This is a genomic window from Hymenobacter ruricola (assembly GCF_015694525.1).
GTDB classification, from domain to species: Bacteria; Bacteroidota; Bacteroidia; order Cytophagales; family Hymenobacteraceae; genus Hymenobacter; species Hymenobacter ruricola.
Genome location: NZ_JADQDM010000016.1, coordinates 60302 through 77235, shown reverse-complemented (window position 1 = coordinate 77235; position 16934 = coordinate 60302). Strand labels below are relative to the sequence as shown.

16 protein-coding genes and 2 pseudogenes are annotated in these 16934 nt (G+C 62.8%); 5 read left to right on the top strand and 13 right to left on the bottom strand.

What is annotated here, in order from left to right:
• Positions 1–4 precede the first annotated feature (4 nt).
• The 4 genes and pseudogenes from I2H31_RS21010 to dnaK form a co-directional block, all read right to left on the bottom strand.
• Positions 5–667 (bottom strand): hypothetical protein, encoded by a 663-nt coding sequence (locus I2H31_RS21010; RefSeq protein WP_196295016.1) that lies wholly within the window; start codon positions 665–667, stop codon positions 5–7.
• Positions 668–785: 118 nt separating this feature from the next.
• Positions 786–1445 (bottom strand): hypothetical protein, encoded by a 660-nt coding sequence (locus tag I2H31_RS21005; protein WP_196295015.1) that lies wholly within the window; start codon positions 1443–1445, stop codon positions 786–788.
• 222 nt (positions 1446–1667) lie between these two features.
• Positions 1668–2453, bottom strand: a complete 786-nt coding sequence (locus tag I2H31_RS21000; protein WP_196295014.1) for a hypothetical protein — start codon at positions 2451–2453, stop codon at positions 1668–1670.
• 74 nt (positions 2454–2527) lie between these two features.
• Positions 2528–4480: pseudogene (gene dnaK / locus I2H31_RS20995) on the bottom strand (molecular chaperone DnaK); the annotation flags it as partial.
• A 257-nt stretch (positions 4481–4737) separates the two neighbouring features.
• Between dnaK and I2H31_RS20990 the strand changes: the two are divergent.
• Positions 4738–5181 carry a hypothetical protein gene (locus I2H31_RS20990; RefSeq protein WP_196295012.1) on the top strand — a complete coding sequence of 148 codons (444 nt, stop codon included), beginning with the start codon at positions 4738–4740 and terminating at the stop codon, positions 5179–5181.
• Between the two features lie 29 nt (positions 5182–5210).
• Here I2H31_RS20990 and I2H31_RS20985 read toward each other — a convergent pair whose 3' ends face one another.
• Positions 5211–5396 carry a hypothetical protein gene (locus tag I2H31_RS20985; RefSeq protein WP_196295011.1) on the bottom strand — a complete coding sequence of 62 codons (186 nt, stop codon included), beginning with the start codon at positions 5394–5396 and terminating at the stop codon, positions 5211–5213.
• Positions 5397–5428: 32 nt separating this feature from the next.
• Here I2H31_RS20985 and I2H31_RS20980 point away from each other — a divergent pair, with 32 nt between their 5' ends.
• From I2H31_RS20980 to I2H31_RS20970, 3 genes and pseudogenes are all read left to right on the top strand, one after another.
• Entirely contained in the window at positions 5429–6211 is a 783-nt protein-coding gene (locus I2H31_RS20980; RefSeq protein ID WP_196295010.1) for an ATP-grasp domain-containing protein, read from the top strand.
• 100 nt (positions 6212–6311) lie between these two features.
• Positions 6312–6797: pseudogene (locus tag I2H31_RS20975) on the top strand (NIF family HAD-type phosphatase); the annotation flags it as partial.
• Positions 6798–6948: 151 nt separating this feature from the next.
• Positions 6949–8745 carry a tetratricopeptide repeat-containing sensor histidine kinase gene (locus I2H31_RS20970; protein WP_196295009.1) on the top strand — a complete coding sequence of 599 codons (1797 nt, stop codon included), beginning with the start codon at positions 6949–6951 and terminating at the stop codon, positions 8743–8745.
• A 16-nt stretch (positions 8746–8761) separates the two neighbouring features.
• Here I2H31_RS20970 and I2H31_RS20965 read toward each other — a convergent pair whose 3' ends face one another.
• From I2H31_RS20965 to I2H31_RS20930, 8 genes are all read right to left on the bottom strand, one after another.
• Complete coding sequence (locus tag I2H31_RS20965; RefSeq protein WP_196295008.1) at positions 8762–9766, bottom strand: alpha/beta hydrolase; 1005 nt, start codon at positions 9764–9766, stop codon at positions 8762–8764.
• Positions 9767–9905: 139 nt separating this feature from the next.
• The gene (locus I2H31_RS20960) at positions 9906–10562 is read right to left on the bottom strand and encodes a pseudouridine synthase (RefSeq protein ID WP_196295007.1); all 657 of its coding nucleotides are present in this window, start codon (positions 10560–10562) and stop codon (positions 9906–9908) included.
• A gap of 86 nt (positions 10563–10648) precedes the next feature.
• On the bottom strand, positions 10649–11779 hold the full coding sequence (locus tag I2H31_RS20955; RefSeq protein ID WP_196295006.1) for an MBL fold metallo-hydrolase: 1131 nt from the start codon (positions 11777–11779) through the stop codon (positions 10649–10651).
• A gap of 113 nt (positions 11780–11892) precedes the next feature.
• The gene (locus I2H31_RS20950) at positions 11893–12570 is read right to left on the bottom strand and encodes an NAD-dependent epimerase/dehydratase family protein (protein ID WP_196295005.1); all 678 of its coding nucleotides are present in this window, start codon (positions 12568–12570) and stop codon (positions 11893–11895) included.
• Positions 12571–12748: 178 nt separating this feature from the next.
• A complete protein-coding gene (locus I2H31_RS20945) occupies positions 12749–14830 on the bottom strand; it encodes a VWA domain-containing protein (protein ID WP_230687967.1) in 2082 nt (693 codons plus the stop codon).
• Between the two features lie 18 nt (positions 14831–14848).
• Positions 14849–15286, bottom strand: coding sequence for a type II toxin-antitoxin system VapC family toxin (locus I2H31_RS20940; protein WP_196295004.1), 438 nt, complete (start codon positions 15284–15286; stop codon positions 14849–14851).
• Positions 15283–15528 (bottom strand): DUF6364 family protein, encoded by a 246-nt coding sequence (locus I2H31_RS20935; RefSeq protein ID WP_196295003.1) that lies wholly within the window; start codon positions 15526–15528, stop codon positions 15283–15285. Before I2H31_RS20935 ends, I2H31_RS20940 begins: the two co-directional genes overlap by 4 nt.
• 44 nt (positions 15529–15572) lie before the next feature.
• A complete protein-coding gene (locus I2H31_RS20930; protein WP_230687966.1) occupies positions 15573–16238 on the bottom strand; it encodes a YiiX family permuted papain-like enzyme in 666 nt (221 codons plus the stop codon).
• A gap of 155 nt (positions 16239–16393) precedes the next feature.
• On the opposite strand from I2H31_RS20930, the gene I2H31_RS20925 reads away from it, so the two are divergent.
• Positions 16394–16924, top strand: coding sequence for a hypothetical protein (locus tag I2H31_RS20925; protein WP_196295002.1), 531 nt, complete (start codon positions 16394–16396; stop codon positions 16922–16924).
• Positions 16925–16934: the final 10 nt, after the last annotated feature.

Genomic DNA, 16934 nt, shown 5'->3' with positions numbered 1-16934 from the left:
TGGTTTACTTCGCCGAAACCGCCTTCTTGGCTGTCACCAACTGAATGGTTTCAAAATCGGTTGGCGGCACTTGGCGGCCGCTGGCACCCACGTACACCGGCCGGATGCGCATGGTGAGGCGGCGGTTGGCGGCGGTGAAATCGGTGAAACCCGCGGCGAAGGCCGCCGGCGTGCTGCCGCTGAGTTGCGCGGGCTTCACGTTCATATCAATGGCAATGGGCAGGGTTTCGATGGCGCTGGCTTCCAGCTGTAGGTTCTGGCCGGTGGTGCCGGTGGTCAGCTCTTTGCCGTCGAGCAGCAGCTGGTAGTCGAGCTGCTTGAGCTGCACGCTGGTGGCGCTGGGGTTTTTGGCGTACACCCGCATTTTGAGGTGCAGGGGCAGGTTGCCTTTCTTCAGGGCGGCCTGTAGCTGCTCTTGCTGGGGCGAGGCAATATCGGCCGCTTGGCGCACAAACAGGATGTCCTGGCCGCCGAGCTTGGCTTCGTCCACGAAGTTGAGGCGGTATTGCATGAGCGCGTAGGCCTCGTTTTCGAGGGCTTCGGCCGAGACGTTTTTGCCGCTGGGCTTGTCTTTGACTTGTTCGCTCACGCTGCACTCGGCGGTGGCGAAGAGCAGGCCGCCCAGGGCCAGGGCGCGGGCAGGAAACAGGAGGGAAGAGAATTTCATGGGAGACTGGGCGCCGTTGGGAGAGCAAATGGTATGAGGGCATTACGGACCACCCTGGCCGCGCTTACGAGAAAGAACCAGTGAAAGGTTAAAGGCGGCGTGGAAATGCTATTTATTATTAGTTGCCTCGCACGAAGCGCACCCACACCCAGAAGAGGAAGCAGACCGTGCCCAGCGCCATGATGCGCAGGCCGTGCACCCGGTCCTGCGGGGTGTGGGCCAGCACTTCGCGGCCATCGGACAGCAGTTTCTTGTCGGCGTACAGATTCCAGCCGATGATGATGGAAAGCACACCGCCGAGCAGGGCCAGTCCGTAGCCCCACCGCACGAGGCCCGTGGCCGACGGCTCGGGCTGCTTTTGCTCCGCCACGCGGTGCTCCCGCATCAGCCGGATGGCGTCCACCGACACGTCGCGGCCGCGCTGGCGCAGCAGCTGCCCGGCCAAGATAACGTCCGGGTTGCTCCACTCGTGGGGGTTCACCAGGATGTCGAACAGCTCGGCATCAGTGAACTTGAACAGGTAATGGTCGGGGCTGATGGTGGCAATCAGCTCCCGGCTGGCGTCTTCTTCCAGGCGGCGCACCCACTCAAAATCGGGCCCGTGCAGCTTCACCACGAAGGTCGCGTAGGTGTTGTTGAAGGTGAACGCCGGGTTAAAAACGGGCTCGCCGGTGTCCACGGCCGTTTCAAAGGGCACGTTGTGCTGGCGCAGCAGCTCCAGAAAAGGCTCGGCGGCCTCGGCCGAAGGAAAAGATTGGTACTTGTGGAATTCCAGCATGGAAGAAGTAAAGATGGGCGAGCAAAGGAAACAAAAAAGCCCGACGTGCTACGCCCAACTTCCGCTTACAACTGCGACAAAGGAAACCGCAGCCCCAGCAAAGCCTGCGAATCTTCCAGCGTTGAAAAGTGACGGTATAAGCGCAGTTTCATCAAGAAGCTTTCGCGCCGGCGATGGCGGTTAATCAGCTAGCCATTAGGGAGCAGCTGCCCTGGGGCATCATCAGGGCTGGCGCTCGAAAACCGTCTGGTTGAGCACCGTTTCATACGTCAGGTATTGCCCGCGCACCTTCCGCTCCGTCACGGCGCAGCTGTGCAGCACCAGCCGGCCCGCCGGGTCGAGGCCCACCTGCGAAACGGCCCCGGCTCCCTTGGCCAAGCCATACACCAGCAGGTAGCGGCCGTTGACCAGGGCGTATTTTTTGCGGCCGAGTTTTTCCAGCGGCGCCGTCGCGCCGTGCCGGGCCAGCAGCGTGATGCGGCCATCGGCCAGCGTCACGTCCACCTGTTCATCGCTGGCTTTCAGCCGGGCACTGCGGTAGAATTTCTTTTCCCGAATCACCGCCGAATCCCGGTGCACGATGGTGCGGGCGAGCACGCTTTTCCATTTTCCTTCCAGCTGCGCGGCGTTGGCCACCCGCGTCAGCGTGTCGAGCTGGGCGTGCGGCGAGGCCGAAGGCTGGCACCACCATACCTGCACGTTGCCCTGCAGGTAGCTAAGTCCCAGTTGCGTGCGGCGAATCTCGGGCGTGAGCAAACGCTCATATTTCGCGTAATCCTGCTCCCAATCGTCAACGCTCAGCCGGGGCAGCGAGGTGCAGTAGCTCAGCGGAAAAGCGCCGGTGTCGGCCGGCATGGGAACGGCGAGTGGTTGGGCCACCTGGCGGGGCGCCGCCGGCGCGCTGCTGGCGTTCAGCTCGGCTTTCGCCTGGGCCGAAGCCGGGAGGTGGCCCATCAGCAGCCACCCCAACCCGATGAGCAGCATGCGCAGGCCATACGTATTCGTCATAAGCCAAATATAAACGCAAAAAGGCCCGGAAGCTTGCGCCTCCGGGCCTTTTCATTGCATGCGGCTAGCGGGGATTACTTGCCGTCTACTTCTTCGTAGTCCACGTCGGTCACGTGGTCGGCGGGCTGGCCTTGCTGGCCGTTGCCGCCCTGCGGCTGGCCGTCGCCGCCGGGGAAGCCCCCGGCGCCGGGCTGGCCGCCTTCAGCGCCACCGCCGGCGGCGTACATCTCCTGCGAAGCGGCCTGCCAGGCGGCGTTGATGGCCTCCATGGCGGTGTCGATGCGGGCGAGGTCTTTCGACTCGTGCGCCGATTTGAGGTCGGCCAGCGCGCCTTCGATGGCGGTTTTGTTGCCGCCGCTCAGCTTGTCACCGTACTCTTTCAGCTGCTTCTCGGTCTGGAAAATCATCGAGTCGGCGGCGTTGATTTTGCCGATGCGCTCCACCTCGGCCTTGTCGGCTTCGGCGTTGGCGGCGGCTTCTTCGCGCATGCGCTTGATGTCGTCGTCGCTGAGGCCCGAGCTGGCTTCGATGCGGATTTTCTGCTCCTTGCCGGTGCCCTTGTCCTTGGCGGTCACGTTCAGGATGCCGTTGGCGTCGATGTCGAACGTTACCTCAATCTGGGGCACGCTGCGGGGTGCCGGCGGAATGCCGTCGAGGTGGAACTTGCCGATGGTGCGGTTCTTGGCGGCCAGCTGGCTGTCGCCCTGCAGCACGTGGATTTCCACCGAAGGCTGGTTGTCCGAAGCCGTGGAGAAGGTTTCCGATTTCTTGGTCGGGATGGTGGTGTTGGCCTCAATGAGGCGCGTCATCACGCCGCCCATCGTCTCAATGCCCAGCGAGAGCGGGGTCACGTCGAGCAGCAGCACGTCCTTCACTTCGCCGGTCAGCACCCCGCCCTGGATGGCCGCGCCAATGGCCACCACTTCGTCGGGGTTCACGCCCTTGCTGGGCTTCTTGCCGAAGAACTTCTCCACTTCCTCCTGGATGCGGGGGATGCGGGTCGAACCACCTACGAGGATAACCTCGTCGATGTCGGAAGTGCTCAGGCCGGCATCTTGCAGGGCCTTTTTCACCGGGTCCATCGAGCGGCGCACCAGCTCGTCGGCGAGCTGCTCAAACTTGGCGCGGCTCAGCTTCACCACCAAGTGCTTGGGGCCCGAGGCCGTGGCGGTGATGTAGGGCAGGTTGATTTCGGTTTCGGTCGAGCTGGAGAGCTCCACTTTGGCTTTCTCCGCGGCTTCTTTCAGGCGCTGCAGGGCCATGGGGTCCTGGCGCAGGTCGAGGCCTTCGTTGTCCGACTTGAACTGGTCGGCCAGGAAGTTGATGATGACCTGGTCGAAGTCGTCGCCGCCGAGGTGGGTGTCGCCGTTGGTGCTCAGCACTTCAAACACGCCGTCGCCCAGCTCCAGGATGGAGATGTCGAACGTGCCACCGCCGAGGTCGTACACGGCGATTTTCTGGTCTTTGTGCTTCTTGTCGAGGCCGTAGGCCAGCGCGGCGGCCGTGGGCTCGTTGATGATGCGCTTCACGTCGAGGCCGGCAATGGCACCGGCTTCTTTGGTGGCCTGGCGCTGGGCGTCGTTGAAGTACGCGGGCACCGTGATAACGGCTTCGGTCACCGAGGTGCCGAGGTAGTCTTCGGCGGTTTGCTTCATTTTCTGAAGCACCATGGCCGAAATTTCCTGCGGCGTGTAGTTGCGGTCGCCGATTTTCACGGCCACCGTGTTGTTGGAGCCCGAAGCGAGGTCGTAGGCCACGTGCTTTTTCTCTTCTCCCACTTCGGAGAAGTTGCGGCCCATGAAGCGCTTGATGCTGGCGATGGTGTTCTTGGGGTTGGTCACGGCCTGGCGCTTGGCGGGGTCGCCCACCTTGCGCTCGCCCTTGCCCCCGTCGAGAAACGCGACGATGCTGGGGGTGGTGCGGCGGCCTTCGCTGTTCGGAATCACAACGGGTTCGTTGCCTTCCATCACGGCCACGCACGAGTTGGTGGTGCCGAGGTCAATGCCGATTATTTTGCCCATGTTTTGGGGTGTTGGTTGGTTAGGAGTGGAATGTCAGGTCATACGCGGGCGTTGCCGCCGCTGCCCGACGATTACAAGCAACGTACCAGCGTCGTTTTGGTGACAAACTGTCACCGATTTGCGGCCCGCGCCGGGCTTTGGTGCCGGGGTGGCCGGTTTTGGTGAGAAGGGGTGGGGCGGGCCTGACAAGGGCGCAGGGAGTTGGGTCCATTCCGGTGCTACTTGCGTCATCAAACGGTCCAGCCCAAAGCTTACACTTGGAAATGACAGATGAAACGCGCAAAACAGTCGAAGAAATAGACACGATAATCAGGCAGAATGCGTGGTTTGACTTCTGTGTTGGCTCTTCTAATGGCAATGATTTGGTAATTACTGGAAGTACTGATTTCTGTTATTATCACGAGTTGGAAATAACATTCCACAACGTATTCTTTGCTTCGGTGTATTTCCAGAATTGGAAATCAGACACTAGGTTGCCTGTTTTTATAATTCCTGAGCAGGCAGAAGCATACCAAATGAATTTTCAACTCGAAATAGAACAAGGGTTTGACCTATTTATTTTCAGGGTAGAAGATTCCAAGACGGATGTTATCATCGCCGCCGCAAGCATTTCATATAATACGGATACAGTTCTTTATTATTACCGAGAGGATTTGCAACCGGGAATGAGACTAGCCTCTACCGTAACTAAGCCTAATACTGTCTGAAACGCCAAGCGGCGCCGTTGCCGGAGCTGTCAGCAAAAAGCCTGTTTCTGGAAGCCGGCGGCCCGCCGCTCGGCCCGGTACTCGGCCCCATCGGGAAAATTGGCGCTGAGGGTTTTGGCGAGGCTGGAAAGCACCGTGGCGATGAAAGCGCGTTGGGTGTCTTTGGCGGCCACGGCTTTGAAAACGGCACCATTGGTTTCGGTGAGATGGCCCACCCGTTATTTTCGGCACATAAATCCTGCTAGCCATGCTCAACATCCTCCTGCCCAGTCTGCCCTACCAGCGCGCCATCGACCCGATGTGGCAGGACGAAATGGAAGCAGCCCAACGGCACGGCCACACCGTTTGCCTCTACGATGCCGAGCGAAACAAGCTTTACCAGCAGCCCAATGCCCAATGGCCCACGCTCTACCGCGGCTGGATGCTGACGGCGGATGAATACGAGCAACTGGAGCAACTGACGCCGCTGTTGGTGCCGGCGGCCATGTATCTGGCTTCTCACCAAGCGCCGGGCTGGTACGCGGCGGTTGCAGAATTTACACCGCGCAGCCAGGTAGTACAAGCGGATGCGGCGGAAGAAGTGGTGGCGGCTTTGTTGCGCCGCGACGGGCGTTGTTTTGTCAAAGGGCTGAGCAAATCCTTCGGAGAAGATTCCGTCATTCATTCGCCGGAGGAACTGCGGAAGGTGCTGGGCAAGCACTTGGAAAATGAAAGCCAGGAATTGTTTGTGCGCGAATTTGTGGAGCTGTCTGACCAGCCGGAACAACGATTTTTTGCGGTGCGCAACCGGGCGTTCGGGGCCAATGGCCGCGAGTTTCCGTCCACATTGTTGCCGGCCCTGGCCGCTTTGCAAAGCCGATGGTTGTACACGGTTGACGTGGCCCATCGGCCCGACGGCCAACCGCTGATTATTGAAGTCGGCGATGGCCAGGTATCTGATACCAAGGAATGGACACCGGCGGAACTGTACCAAACGGCCCTGCAACACCTGGCCGAATCAACGAGGAATAGCAGTACGTCTGATGACTGAGACGAGAAGTAAAATCCTGCTCATCCTGGACCTAGACGAAACGCTGATTCACGCCACGGCAACCAAGCTGGGCGATGATTTCGCGTAGTACTACGTTTATAAGCGCCCGGGCCTGGAGGCGTTTCTGGCCGCGTGCGCGGAGCTGTTCGATTTGGCCCTGTGGTCGTCGGCCAGCGACGACTACGTGAAGCAGGTGGTGGAACGGGTATTTCCAGCCGAAATACAACCGGTATTTGTGTGGAGCCGCTCGCGTTGCACGCCCTTGGCTTTGCCCCAAATCGATGAGTACGGCTACTACAACCCGGACGGGGCCAGCCACTACGAATATGCCAAACTGCTGAAGAAAGTGCGGCGGCTGGGCTACAATCTAAACCGCGTGTTGATAGTGGACGACACGCCGGAAAAGGTGCGCAACTGCTACGGCAACGCCATTTATCCTACGCCCTTTCTGGGTGACCCCGCCGATAGGGAATTGGTAATTCTTGGCCAATACCTGCACTCGCTGCATGAGGCAGACAACGTGAGAAGCATTGAGAAGCGGCAGTGGCAGCAGCGGTTTCCTTCGGGTGCCGAACCGGCGGGGTAAGTTGCCGCGCCGCCGTCCAGCCCCGCCCACCGCGCTGGGGCCGCTCCTAGCTAGCCTTTTGGATAGCGGGAGCGCAGTTCCGTCCTTTGGAGAAGCGCCCCCCCGGCTTGGGCAACCACCACGCGTGCCGGGGCGGCACTTGCCGCACGTAATGAAGCAGCTAATCACCTATGCATTGGCCATTTGTGGGCTGGCCCTGTGCGCTCCGGCCTGGGCCGCGGCCACCGAGCCCGCCCCGTCGGCCGCCGTCAACAGCCTGCGCCGGCGCCTGGCCGCCCTGCCCGCCGACACCACCCGCGTGCTGCTGCTGGATGAGCTGTGCTGGCAGCTGAGCACTTCCGACCTCAAGCAGGCCATTGCCTACGGGCAGCAGGGCCTGGCCCTGGCCCGCCGCCTGCGCTACCGCCGCGGCCAGCTCAAATGCCTCACCGACCTGGGCAACTGCGCCATGTACGGGTCCGACTTTCCGGGCGGCACCCGGTACTTTCTGGCCGCGCTGCAGCTGGCCCGCCAGCCCCCGGCCAACGCCCAGATTATCGGATTTGCCTACAACGGCCTGGGCAGCCTGCACCTGCTGCAGAAGGAATACCCCGCCGCCCAGCACTACCTGGAGCAGGCGCTGGCCGAGGCCCAGGGCCGGCACGCCGCCGCCGACGTGGCCCTGTTTGCCAGCAACCTGGGCAACGTGCTGCAGCAGCGCCGGCAATACAGCCCGGCCGGGCGCCGGCTCCGGCAGGCGCTGGCCCTCTACGACTCGCTGGGCCACGAGCTGGGCCAAACCAATTGCCTGGTCAACCTCGCGCTGCTGGCCTCGGAACAGCGGCAGTGGGGCGCCGCGCGGCAATATGCGCAGCGGACCATCGCGCTGGCCCGTGCGGCCGGCAACACCCACTACCTGGGCATCGCCTACTCGGTGCTGAGCGGCGTGGAGCAGGCCGAAGGGCACTGGGCCGCGGCGCTGGCCACCAGCCGCCGGGGCCTGGCCTATGCCCGCCAGAGCGACAACCACGAAGTGGCATCGGAGTGCTACCAGGACCTGGCCGCCATCAGCCGGCACCAGGGCGATTTTCGGCAGGCCGATGCCTGGCAGCAGCGCTACGTGGCCTTACACGACAGCCTGGTGAGCACGGCCAAGAACGAGGAAATCGCCGCCCTGCAGGTGAAGTTCGACACCGAGCAAAAGGAAAGCCGCATTCGCACTCTCACCCACCAAAGCCAGCTGCACGAGCTGCGCGCCGCCCAGCAGCGCAGCCGCCTGCAAACCCTGCTGCTGCTGGGCACGCTGGCCGCACTGCTGGCCGGCGGGGGGCTGCTCTACCTGAGCCAGCGCCGCCGCCGGGCGCGGGCGCTGCGCGAGGAGCGGCTGCGCACCCGCATCGCGGCCGACCTGCACGACGAAGTGGGCACGCTGCTGGCCCGCGTGAGCATGCAGGCCGACCTGCTGCGCCAAGCCGCGCCCGGCGACAACCCGGCCCTCGACCGCTTGCTCGGCAATGCCCGCAACGCGGCCGGCATCATGCGCGACATCGTGTGGGGCATTGATGCGCAGGCCGACAACTCCGGGGCGCTGCTCGACCGCATGCGCGAGCACCTCGACCAGGCCGCGGCCCCCGCCGGCCTGAACACCCACCTGGCCGTGACGGGCCTCGACGACCACCACCCCCTGGCCCCGGAGCTGCGCCAGCACCTCTACCTGGTGTTCAAAGAAGCCGTGACCAATGCCGTGCGCCACGCCCGCGGTGCCACCGACCTGTGGGTGACCCTCACGCGCGAAGCCGGCGAGCTAAAGCTGGCCGTGCGCGACAACGGCACTTCCCCGCTGCCAACGGGCCGCAGCGGCTTGGGCCTGCGCAGCATGCGCCAGCGGGCCCAGGCCCTGCGCGGCACCCTAGCCGCGGGGGCCGTGCCGGGTCAAGGCTTCAGCGTAGCCCTCACGGTGCCGGTGTAAAGCCACCCCAGCTGCGCTAGCGCCCCAGAAACCCCCGAATTTGCTGTTCCCACTCGGCCGCGTAGCGCTTCCAGTACGGCTCGTGGCCCACGCCGGGGAAGTCGTGCCGGGCTTTGGGGCCGGCCAGGTGGGCGAAAATGGCGTCGGTTTCGGCGCGGGTCACGCGCGGGTCGGCGGTGCCCCAGAGCAGGAGGGTGGGCGTGTGGATTTGGGTGGCGTAGCGTTCGGCGTTGAGGCCGAAGGCCCAGAACCCGTTTTGCACGCCGCCCCAGAACACCAGCAAGTCGGCCATCGGGAAACCCGGGACGTGCATGGAGGCGAAGCGGTTGTAGGCCGTTTGGCGCATGTTGCCGTAGGGGCATTCGAGGATGTTGGCCGCGGGGCGCACGCCCAGTTCCGCCTCGGCCCGCAGGATGGCCACGGCGCCCATGCTCACGCCGTAGAGAATGATTTTAGCGTTCGACCGGGCCGTCTCACCCCCCGGCCCCCTCTCCGGTGGAGAGGGGGAGCCTGACGAATCGTTCTGTAGCCAACGGAAGGCGGCGGCCACGTCGTCGGCCTCGCGGTAGCCCACGGTGGTGCGGAAGCCGGCCGAGTTGCCGTTGCCGGCCTGGTCCACCAGCAGCACGTTGTAGCCCAGGCGGCGGAAGGTGCCGGCTTCGTGGGCGAGGTGCGACTTGCTGCTGGTGTAGCCGTGAAACAGGGCCACCGTGCCACGGGCCCGGCCGCTGTCGGGCCGCGCAAACCAGGCTTCGAGTGGGCCGTTGGGGCTGGCGATGGTCACGGTTTCGATTGGAAAGCCGGGCCGGGGGCCGTTCTGCGGCTTGGGGTTGCGGATGCCGGTGAGCAGCAGCCACAGCTTCTGGCCGGGGCTGAGCTGCTCGGGGTTGGGCGAGTGCAGGCCGGGCTCGTTGGCAAAGTGCGTGAAGCGCCAGGCGTGAAAAAAGGCCACGGCGTTCATGGCGGCGAAGCCGAGGAATGAGAGCAGCAGAAGCCGGCGGAGGCGGGAGCGTCTCTTCAAGTCAGAATGATTGGCCAGTGTACGGAATTGAATAAATTAGAAAGGATACCATTGCGACAAAAAGCCGTGCGACAATTTAAAATGTCGCACAGCTTTTTGTCGCAATGCGTAATGCTCAAACGTGGAAAGGAGCTTCCGCCTAGGATTTCAGCGGGCGGCGCGGCGCCGGTTGCGGCGCTTTTTCGCTTTTCACCGGCACCTTGCGGTGGGCCGGGTTCTTCGTCAGCGAGAACTTGGCTTTCAGCTTGCGGGACTCTTCGGGGGCCAGCTCGCGCCACTGGCCGGGGGCCAGCTCGCCCAGCGCCAGCTCGTCGATGCGGGCGCGGACGAGGCGCAGGCAGGGCAGGCCCGCGGCGGCGCACATCTTGCGCACCTGCCGGTTCATGCCCTGCGAAATGGTGATGGCCAGCCAGCTGGTCGGGATGCTGGCCCGGAAGCGGATGGGCGTGCTGCGCTCCCACAGCCCGGCCGGTTCGGGCATCACTTGGGCTTGCGCGGGGGCAGTTAGGCCTTCTTTAATCTTAACGCCGCGCCGCAGCTTTTCCAGCGCTTCTTCCGAAACCTGGCCTTCCACCTGCGCCCAGTAGGTTTTCGGAACCTTGAATTTGGGGTCGCTCAGGCGGTGCTGCAGGGCTTTGTCGTCGGTGAGCAGGAGCAGGCCTTCGCTGTCGAAATCGAGCCGGCCCACGGGGTACACGCCGGGCACGGGCACCAAGTCCTTGAGCGTGGCGCGGCCGTGCTCGTCGGTGAACTGGGTGAGGACTTCGTAGGGCTTGTTGACGAGGAGGTAGCGCATGACAGCTTGTAGCGTGGACTCTGCGGTGGGGCCGCGCATGGCAGGAGGTAAACGGGTTCATGCGCGGACTCGCCGCAGAGTCCACGCTACAACTGACCTTCCCACCAGCGCGAATTTGGCAGTGCATCGCCCAAAGTTACGGGTTCGCCCAGGTGCGGCGTGGTCATCACCTGGCCCAGGCGCGCGGCCTCGGCGGTGGCGCGGGTCACGGGCTCGTTCCAGGCGTGGAGCGACTCGGTGAAGGCGCCCCAGTGCACGGGCAGCATCACGGCGGCGCGCACGTCGCGGGCGGCCTGCACGCTCTGCTCGGGCTTCATGTGGATTTCGGCCCAGCTGTCGTTGTACTGCCCGCACTCCACAATAGCCAAATCGAAGGGGCCGTACTGCTGGCCGATGGCCGCAAAATGCGGCCCGTAGCCACCGTCGCCGGTATAGAACACGCGCTTGGTGGGCGCCTGCACCACCCAAGAGCACCACAGGGTGGAGTTGCGGTTGGTGAGGCCGCGGCCCGAAAAGTGGCGGCTAGGGGTGCAGTGCAACAGCAGGCCGGGCAGGGTGGCCTGGTCGCCCCAGTTCATTTCGGTGATGCGTTCGCGCGGCACGCCCCAGGCCCGTAGGTGGGCGGCTATGCCCAGCGGCACGTAAAACTGCCCCACCTTGTCCTTTATTTTCTTGATGGTCTGGTAGTCGAGGTGGTCGTAGTGGTCGTGCGAAATCAGGACGGCCGCGATGTAGGGCAGCTTTTCGGGCGTGATGGCCAGCTCGCGGTTGTAGCGGTTGGGGGTGGCCCAGCTCACCGGGCCCATCTCCACGCTCAGCATGGGGTCGAGCAGGATGTTCTGGCCCGCGATTTCGAGCAGGCTGGCCGAATGGCCGAACCACGTTACGCGCACCAGCTCCGGCGTTTTGCGGAGGATGGCCAGCGAGTCGAGCGGCCGGGTGGGCAGCGGGCCGGGCGGCGCGGCCTGAGGCGACTTGTGAAACAGGAACTTCCACATCACCGAGGCCGTGCTGCCGCCGGTCATCTCCCGCGTGGGAATCAGGTTCACAAATTCGCCGTCCTTGTAGTGGCCCGATTTTGCAAACGCCTCCTTTTCCGGCCGCGTGGGCGTGCCGCCCAGCTGCGGGCTGAGGTTGGTGAAGGCCACCACCGCCACAAGCAGGGTGCCGAGAATGCCGCCGGTGGTCACGAGGAATTTCTTTAGGGATGAACGCATAAAAAGGGATGGGCAAGCGCAGTAGCGCGGACTTTGTAGTCCGCGTTCCCGGCGGATACCCGAACGAAGTTAGTAGCGCTAATAGCGCGGGGACACGGACTACAAAGTCCGCGCTACTTTGGGGCGGCTTTGCTGTGGGCCAGCGCCACGATGTCGCGCACTTCCAGCACGGGCTTCGAATAGCCAAAATCGGCCGCGTTTATCATGGCCCGGCTCACTTCCTGCATGGTGCTCACGAAGGCCGGCGCCAGCCGCCGGGCCACCGGGTAGAGCCAGGCAATGGCCGGGTACCACTTCAGAATATTGCGCTGGCCCGCCGTGGCCTTCATGAAGCCCGGCCGGAACATATAGGCGGCGCCAAAGGGCAGGGCCAGCAGCTCGTTTTCGGTGCGGCCCTTCACGCGGGCCCAGTGCTGGCCGGATTTTTCGCTGCCGTCGGTGCCTGCGCCCGACACGTAGATGAACGTCAGGTCCGGATTGAGGCGGGCCAGGGTTTCGCCCACGGCCAGCGTCAGGTCGTGGGTGATGCGCTCGTATTCTTCCTTTGAAACGCCCACCGAGGAAATGCCCGCGCAGAAAAAACAGGCGTTGTAGCCCGTGAGCTGGGTTTCCACAGCGCTCAGGTTGGCCAGGTCGGGCACCAGCAGCTCGGTCATTTTGGCGTGGGTGCGGCCGGTGGGCTTGCGCGTGAGCACCAGCACGCGCTCCACGGTGGGGTTTTGCAGGCATTCGAGGAGGACGCCCTCGCCCACCATGCCGGTCGCGCCGGTAATTATGGCTCGTATTTTCATGTCGGTTCGGTAAAGTAGGAGGGAGGACGTAGCGGGTGAATTTCTACTTTAAAGCCCGTCATACCGAGCGCAGCCGAGGCTTCTCGCGTGGGGCAGTAAATCAAGACTATTTGCAACGAAGCGAGCGAGATGCCTCGGCTGCGCCCGGCATGACGTTTCTTTTTGGGCAATTCCAGCCCTACACACTGCCCGAGTACTTGCGCGCGGCCCACTCCACCGTCAGAAAAGCCAGAATCACGAAGAAAAGCCACTTCAGATTTATCAAATCTTTCAAATCTTCCTCGGTCGTAATCACGGGCTTGTAGTTGGCCTTGAGAATGTCCTGCGCCAGCTTGTCGAACTGCGCCGGGTAGTAGAGCCGCGAGCCGCTACGGCGCGCCAGTTGGGCCAGCAGGTTGTGGTCGGCCTTCGATTCCAGCGCTTCCAGGGGCTGCGACTGCACTAGCAGCTCGCCGGCGTCCTGCTGGGGTTGGCCGCCCAGCGTGGCGCGCGCCTGGTAGCGGTAGAGGCCGGCCGGCAGCGGGCCCAGGTGCAGCGGTGCGCCGTCCTCGGCATTGGCAAAGCTGAAGCGCCGGGTCTGCTGCTTGGCGTCGGTCAGGGTGAGGTCGATTTTCTGGTTGTAGAGGCGCTCGAACACGGCGTTGTAGGTTTCGGCGCCCAGCGTCACGTCGTCCTGGGTGCCGAAGGCGTCCTGCGTGGGGTACACGTCGAGGCGCTTTTTGTTGGCGTTTTGGGTGAGGAGCTGGAGCGTGCGAATGACAAGGCGGTCGTAGGCTTCGGGGCGGTCGTCGTGCTCCACGGCTTCCTGCAGGCGCCACTGCCAGCTGCCGTCGGTGAGCAGGGTGGCTTGGCGGCGGTCCTGCGGGCCGCCGAATACCAGCAGCGGTTTCTGGGTGGCCACCCGGCCCACCTGCTGCCAGAGCGCGGCCTCGGCCCCGGCCCCGAGGCGGTAGTCGCCGAAGGGCACCGGCGCGGGCGGGTACTGCGCAAAGCGACGGGCCGCCTCCTCGTCGGTGGCGAAGCGGGCGAAGCCGGGGTTGGGCACCGGCGTCACGTCATCCGTCTGCGCGCCGCGCGGCTGAATGGTGAGCCCGGCCCCGAGCTGGTTGTAGGCCGCCAGGTCCGACTGCGCCCCCAGGATGTAGAAGGCCGGTGTTTTGCGGGCCTTCACCTGGGCCAGAATCTCGTTGCCCAGCCCCTCCTTGGCCGGCAATTGGTGCAGAATGGCCACGTCGAAGTCGGCATCGGCCCGGAGCGGGGCCACGCCGGGCAGCGCAATGGTCAAATCAAAGTTGTCGTTGGCCAGAATGGCGGCGCGCAGGGCCTTCAGGTCCGGGTGCGGGGCGGCGCCGGCCAGCAGCACGCGCAGCTTGCCCTTCACGACTTCAATAAAGGCCGTGCGCTGGTTGTTCAGCTCCGTGAACTCGCCGGGCTGGGGCACCACGCGCACGTCGTAGCGGCGCTTGCCCGGCGCGGGCGCCGTGATTTGGAAGCTGGCGCGCACCCGGCGGCGCTCGGCGGGCAGGGCCACGCGGCGGGTGTCCAGCACCTTGTTGCCGTCGCGCAGTTCCACGGTGGCGGTGCCGCCGGTGTAGCCCTCAAACCCAATTTCAGCTTCGATGGGAAATTTATTGCCACTGAACGCCACCCGGTTGTACGTGAGGCCCGTAAGGCGCAGGTCCTTTTTGGGCACGGTGTCGCCCACCGCCACGCCATAAATCGGGAAGCTATACTCTGAATAAGCGGGGCTGCGTCCCTGGTTCACGAGGCCATCGGACACGAGCACCACGCCGGCCAGGTTGCGGCCGTCGTAGGCCGCACGGGTGCCGCTGAGGAGCTGGTCGAGGTCGGTGGTGGCGGCCGAGAAGCGCAGCGAATCGAGCCGGGCCGGGCGGCCGGGCATGGCCGTCAGGGTGCGGGTTTCGACGGCGAAGCCCCGGCCGCGCAAGGTTTCGGCCAGCTTACCGAGGCCGGCCGTGGCCTGGCTCAGCACGTCTTTGGGCGTGAAGAGCTCGACGGACTGCGAGTTATCCACGGCCAGCACCACGGTGGGCGCCTCGGTGCGCGCGGTGGTGGTTTTGATGAACGGCGCCAGCAGCAGGTAGCACAAAAAGCTGACGACGGCGAAGCGCAGGGCCGCCAGCGCGTAGTTCAGCTGCCGGCTCCACGGGGCCTTGGCCGAGTACTGCAGAGCGGCGTAGCCGGCCCCCACGGCCAGGCACAGCAGGATAAACCAAGAAGAATATTGAGTAGTCAGCAAAAGTGCAGTTTAATAAATTTACCGCTCTGGTCCGGAGGCGTTATCCAATTCAATCAGCGCGTCAGCCACCGAGAGTACAGGCAATGCGCTTCGGCGAAATCCCTTGGGGTCGCGGGTGATGATGGCCGCAATGGCGGGCTCGGTGAGGGCCGTGAAGTATTGAATTCCATCCTCGAAATCAGTAAAATTGCTGTCGAGCGTCTGTCGAATGATGGCCGCATTTAGGGAGAGAATTTCTACCATCGGCATCAAGCGGTCCAGCAACAGGCGGGCGTGCGCGGCGGTCGTCAGCCTGCGAGTAACGTACTCAATATTGGCAAAGGAAAGACTAGCCACATAAAAGCGAGCCTCCCCACTAACTCCTGCCTCCATCAACTCAACGGCATCCCTTCCAAAGGGCTCGCGGTTAATTAAGTAATCAATGAGAACATTCGTGTCAAGCAAATAATGTCTCATAAATACTTTTCCAGCAGCGCATCGCCCAAGGCCGTTTTGTAGTCAAAATCCGGTGGCACTGACAGGCTGCCGGCCAGGGCTGCTACCGCTGGGGAGATGGGCCGCCGGCGCCGTGGGGGCTGGGCAATAAGTGGCCGCATGGTCGTAGTGAACAGGGTAGCTAAGTCGGTGCCCATACGTTGAGCATACGCTTCGGCCTGAGCGATAAACTCGTCGTCGAGGGTTAGCGTGATGGTGGACATGGCGGAATGAATGAGAACGGCAAGGTACGCATGCCGGCTGTTGCTTAACGGCTGAGCACGGTAACCAGTTCGGGGCTGTTGAAGATGCTGACCGGCGAAATGACGGTTTCATTCAGCGGCAGGTTGCGGCCGTAGCGCTCGGTCAATTTGGCTTTCACCACGGGGTTGCTCAGGTCGAAATCGCGCAGGTGCCGCAGTTGGCCCACTTGCCGGCCCAGGCCCTGCTCGTACACTTTCCAGATGAGCTCGGAGCAGTAAATCCGGTCGTTGGACCAGCCAAAGGCCAGGTCGTAGTCGCGCCCCAGCATGGCTTGCCCGGCGGCCAGCATGCGCTGCCAGGCTTGTGGCGTCAGGGCTTTATCGGCGTCGCGGAGGCGTTTCACTACATAATGGTCGCCCTTGCCACGAATTACCCACTTGCGCAACGAGGTGAACTTCACCGGCTGGATGGCTTCCAAAACCATCCATTCGCCGTTCTGCTGGCAAACCAGGCCGCAATGACTATACGACGAATGCGTGGCCAACTGAATGGCGAGGCTCTGCTCCGATTTGGACGTTTGGAAAATCAAGTCGCCGTTGCGCAGCCGCTGGCGGTCGGCCGCCATCTGGCCGAAGGCATAGCTATAGGCGCGGCGCACGGGCTTGAACGCCACGGCAACGAGGACCGCGCTTAGCGTGAGCAGGAGCAGGTATTTTCGGATTGGGGGCATGCGAATAAATGCGAATATGGCGTTCTACGGTCCGCTGCTTGGCATAAGGCCCCTCAATCCAAATGTAGACCAAGCCCGATAAGAGCAAGCCAAATGATGCTACTGCTGACCAAATTAGCCACTTCAAATAACTCATAAAACGTCTTTCACCACCCATGAAACGAACAAGCCGACAAGAACCGTATTTGCAGGTGTTGACTTCTAAGTGGGTGACGTTTCCGCTGCTGTTGATTTTTGGATTTGCAGCCGGGTTTATTTGCGCGGGCTATGGCTGGACAAAAAGTGGGTTGCAATTCCTGCCATCAGAAATTGTTATCAAGCCGCCACCATCAAACACAATTGCTTGCTTCCCGGACATGGGATTCGTCGGAGCCTTGAATTTTCAAAAGGAATTGGCGGCACAAATGCATAATAAACAGTTGCGGCACTACAGCGACTCCGTGATGCAAAGCAGCATTCGCGCTTGCCTGGCAAAAGGCGACGATGCTTTTTCGCTGCATCTGCTGCATGTAAGCCCAGGGCAATTTCGGCTTGTCTCGACGGCGACTGGCGGTTTGACGCCATACAGCAACCTCACCCTCGTAACGGAATCAGGCTGTTATTATCTCTACCCCATTCCCAAAAGACGGAGTAACGATTACGACAGCCTGATTCAGATTCGTTGGAAGGAGCAAGCGAAGCTGTAGGAGAAAAACG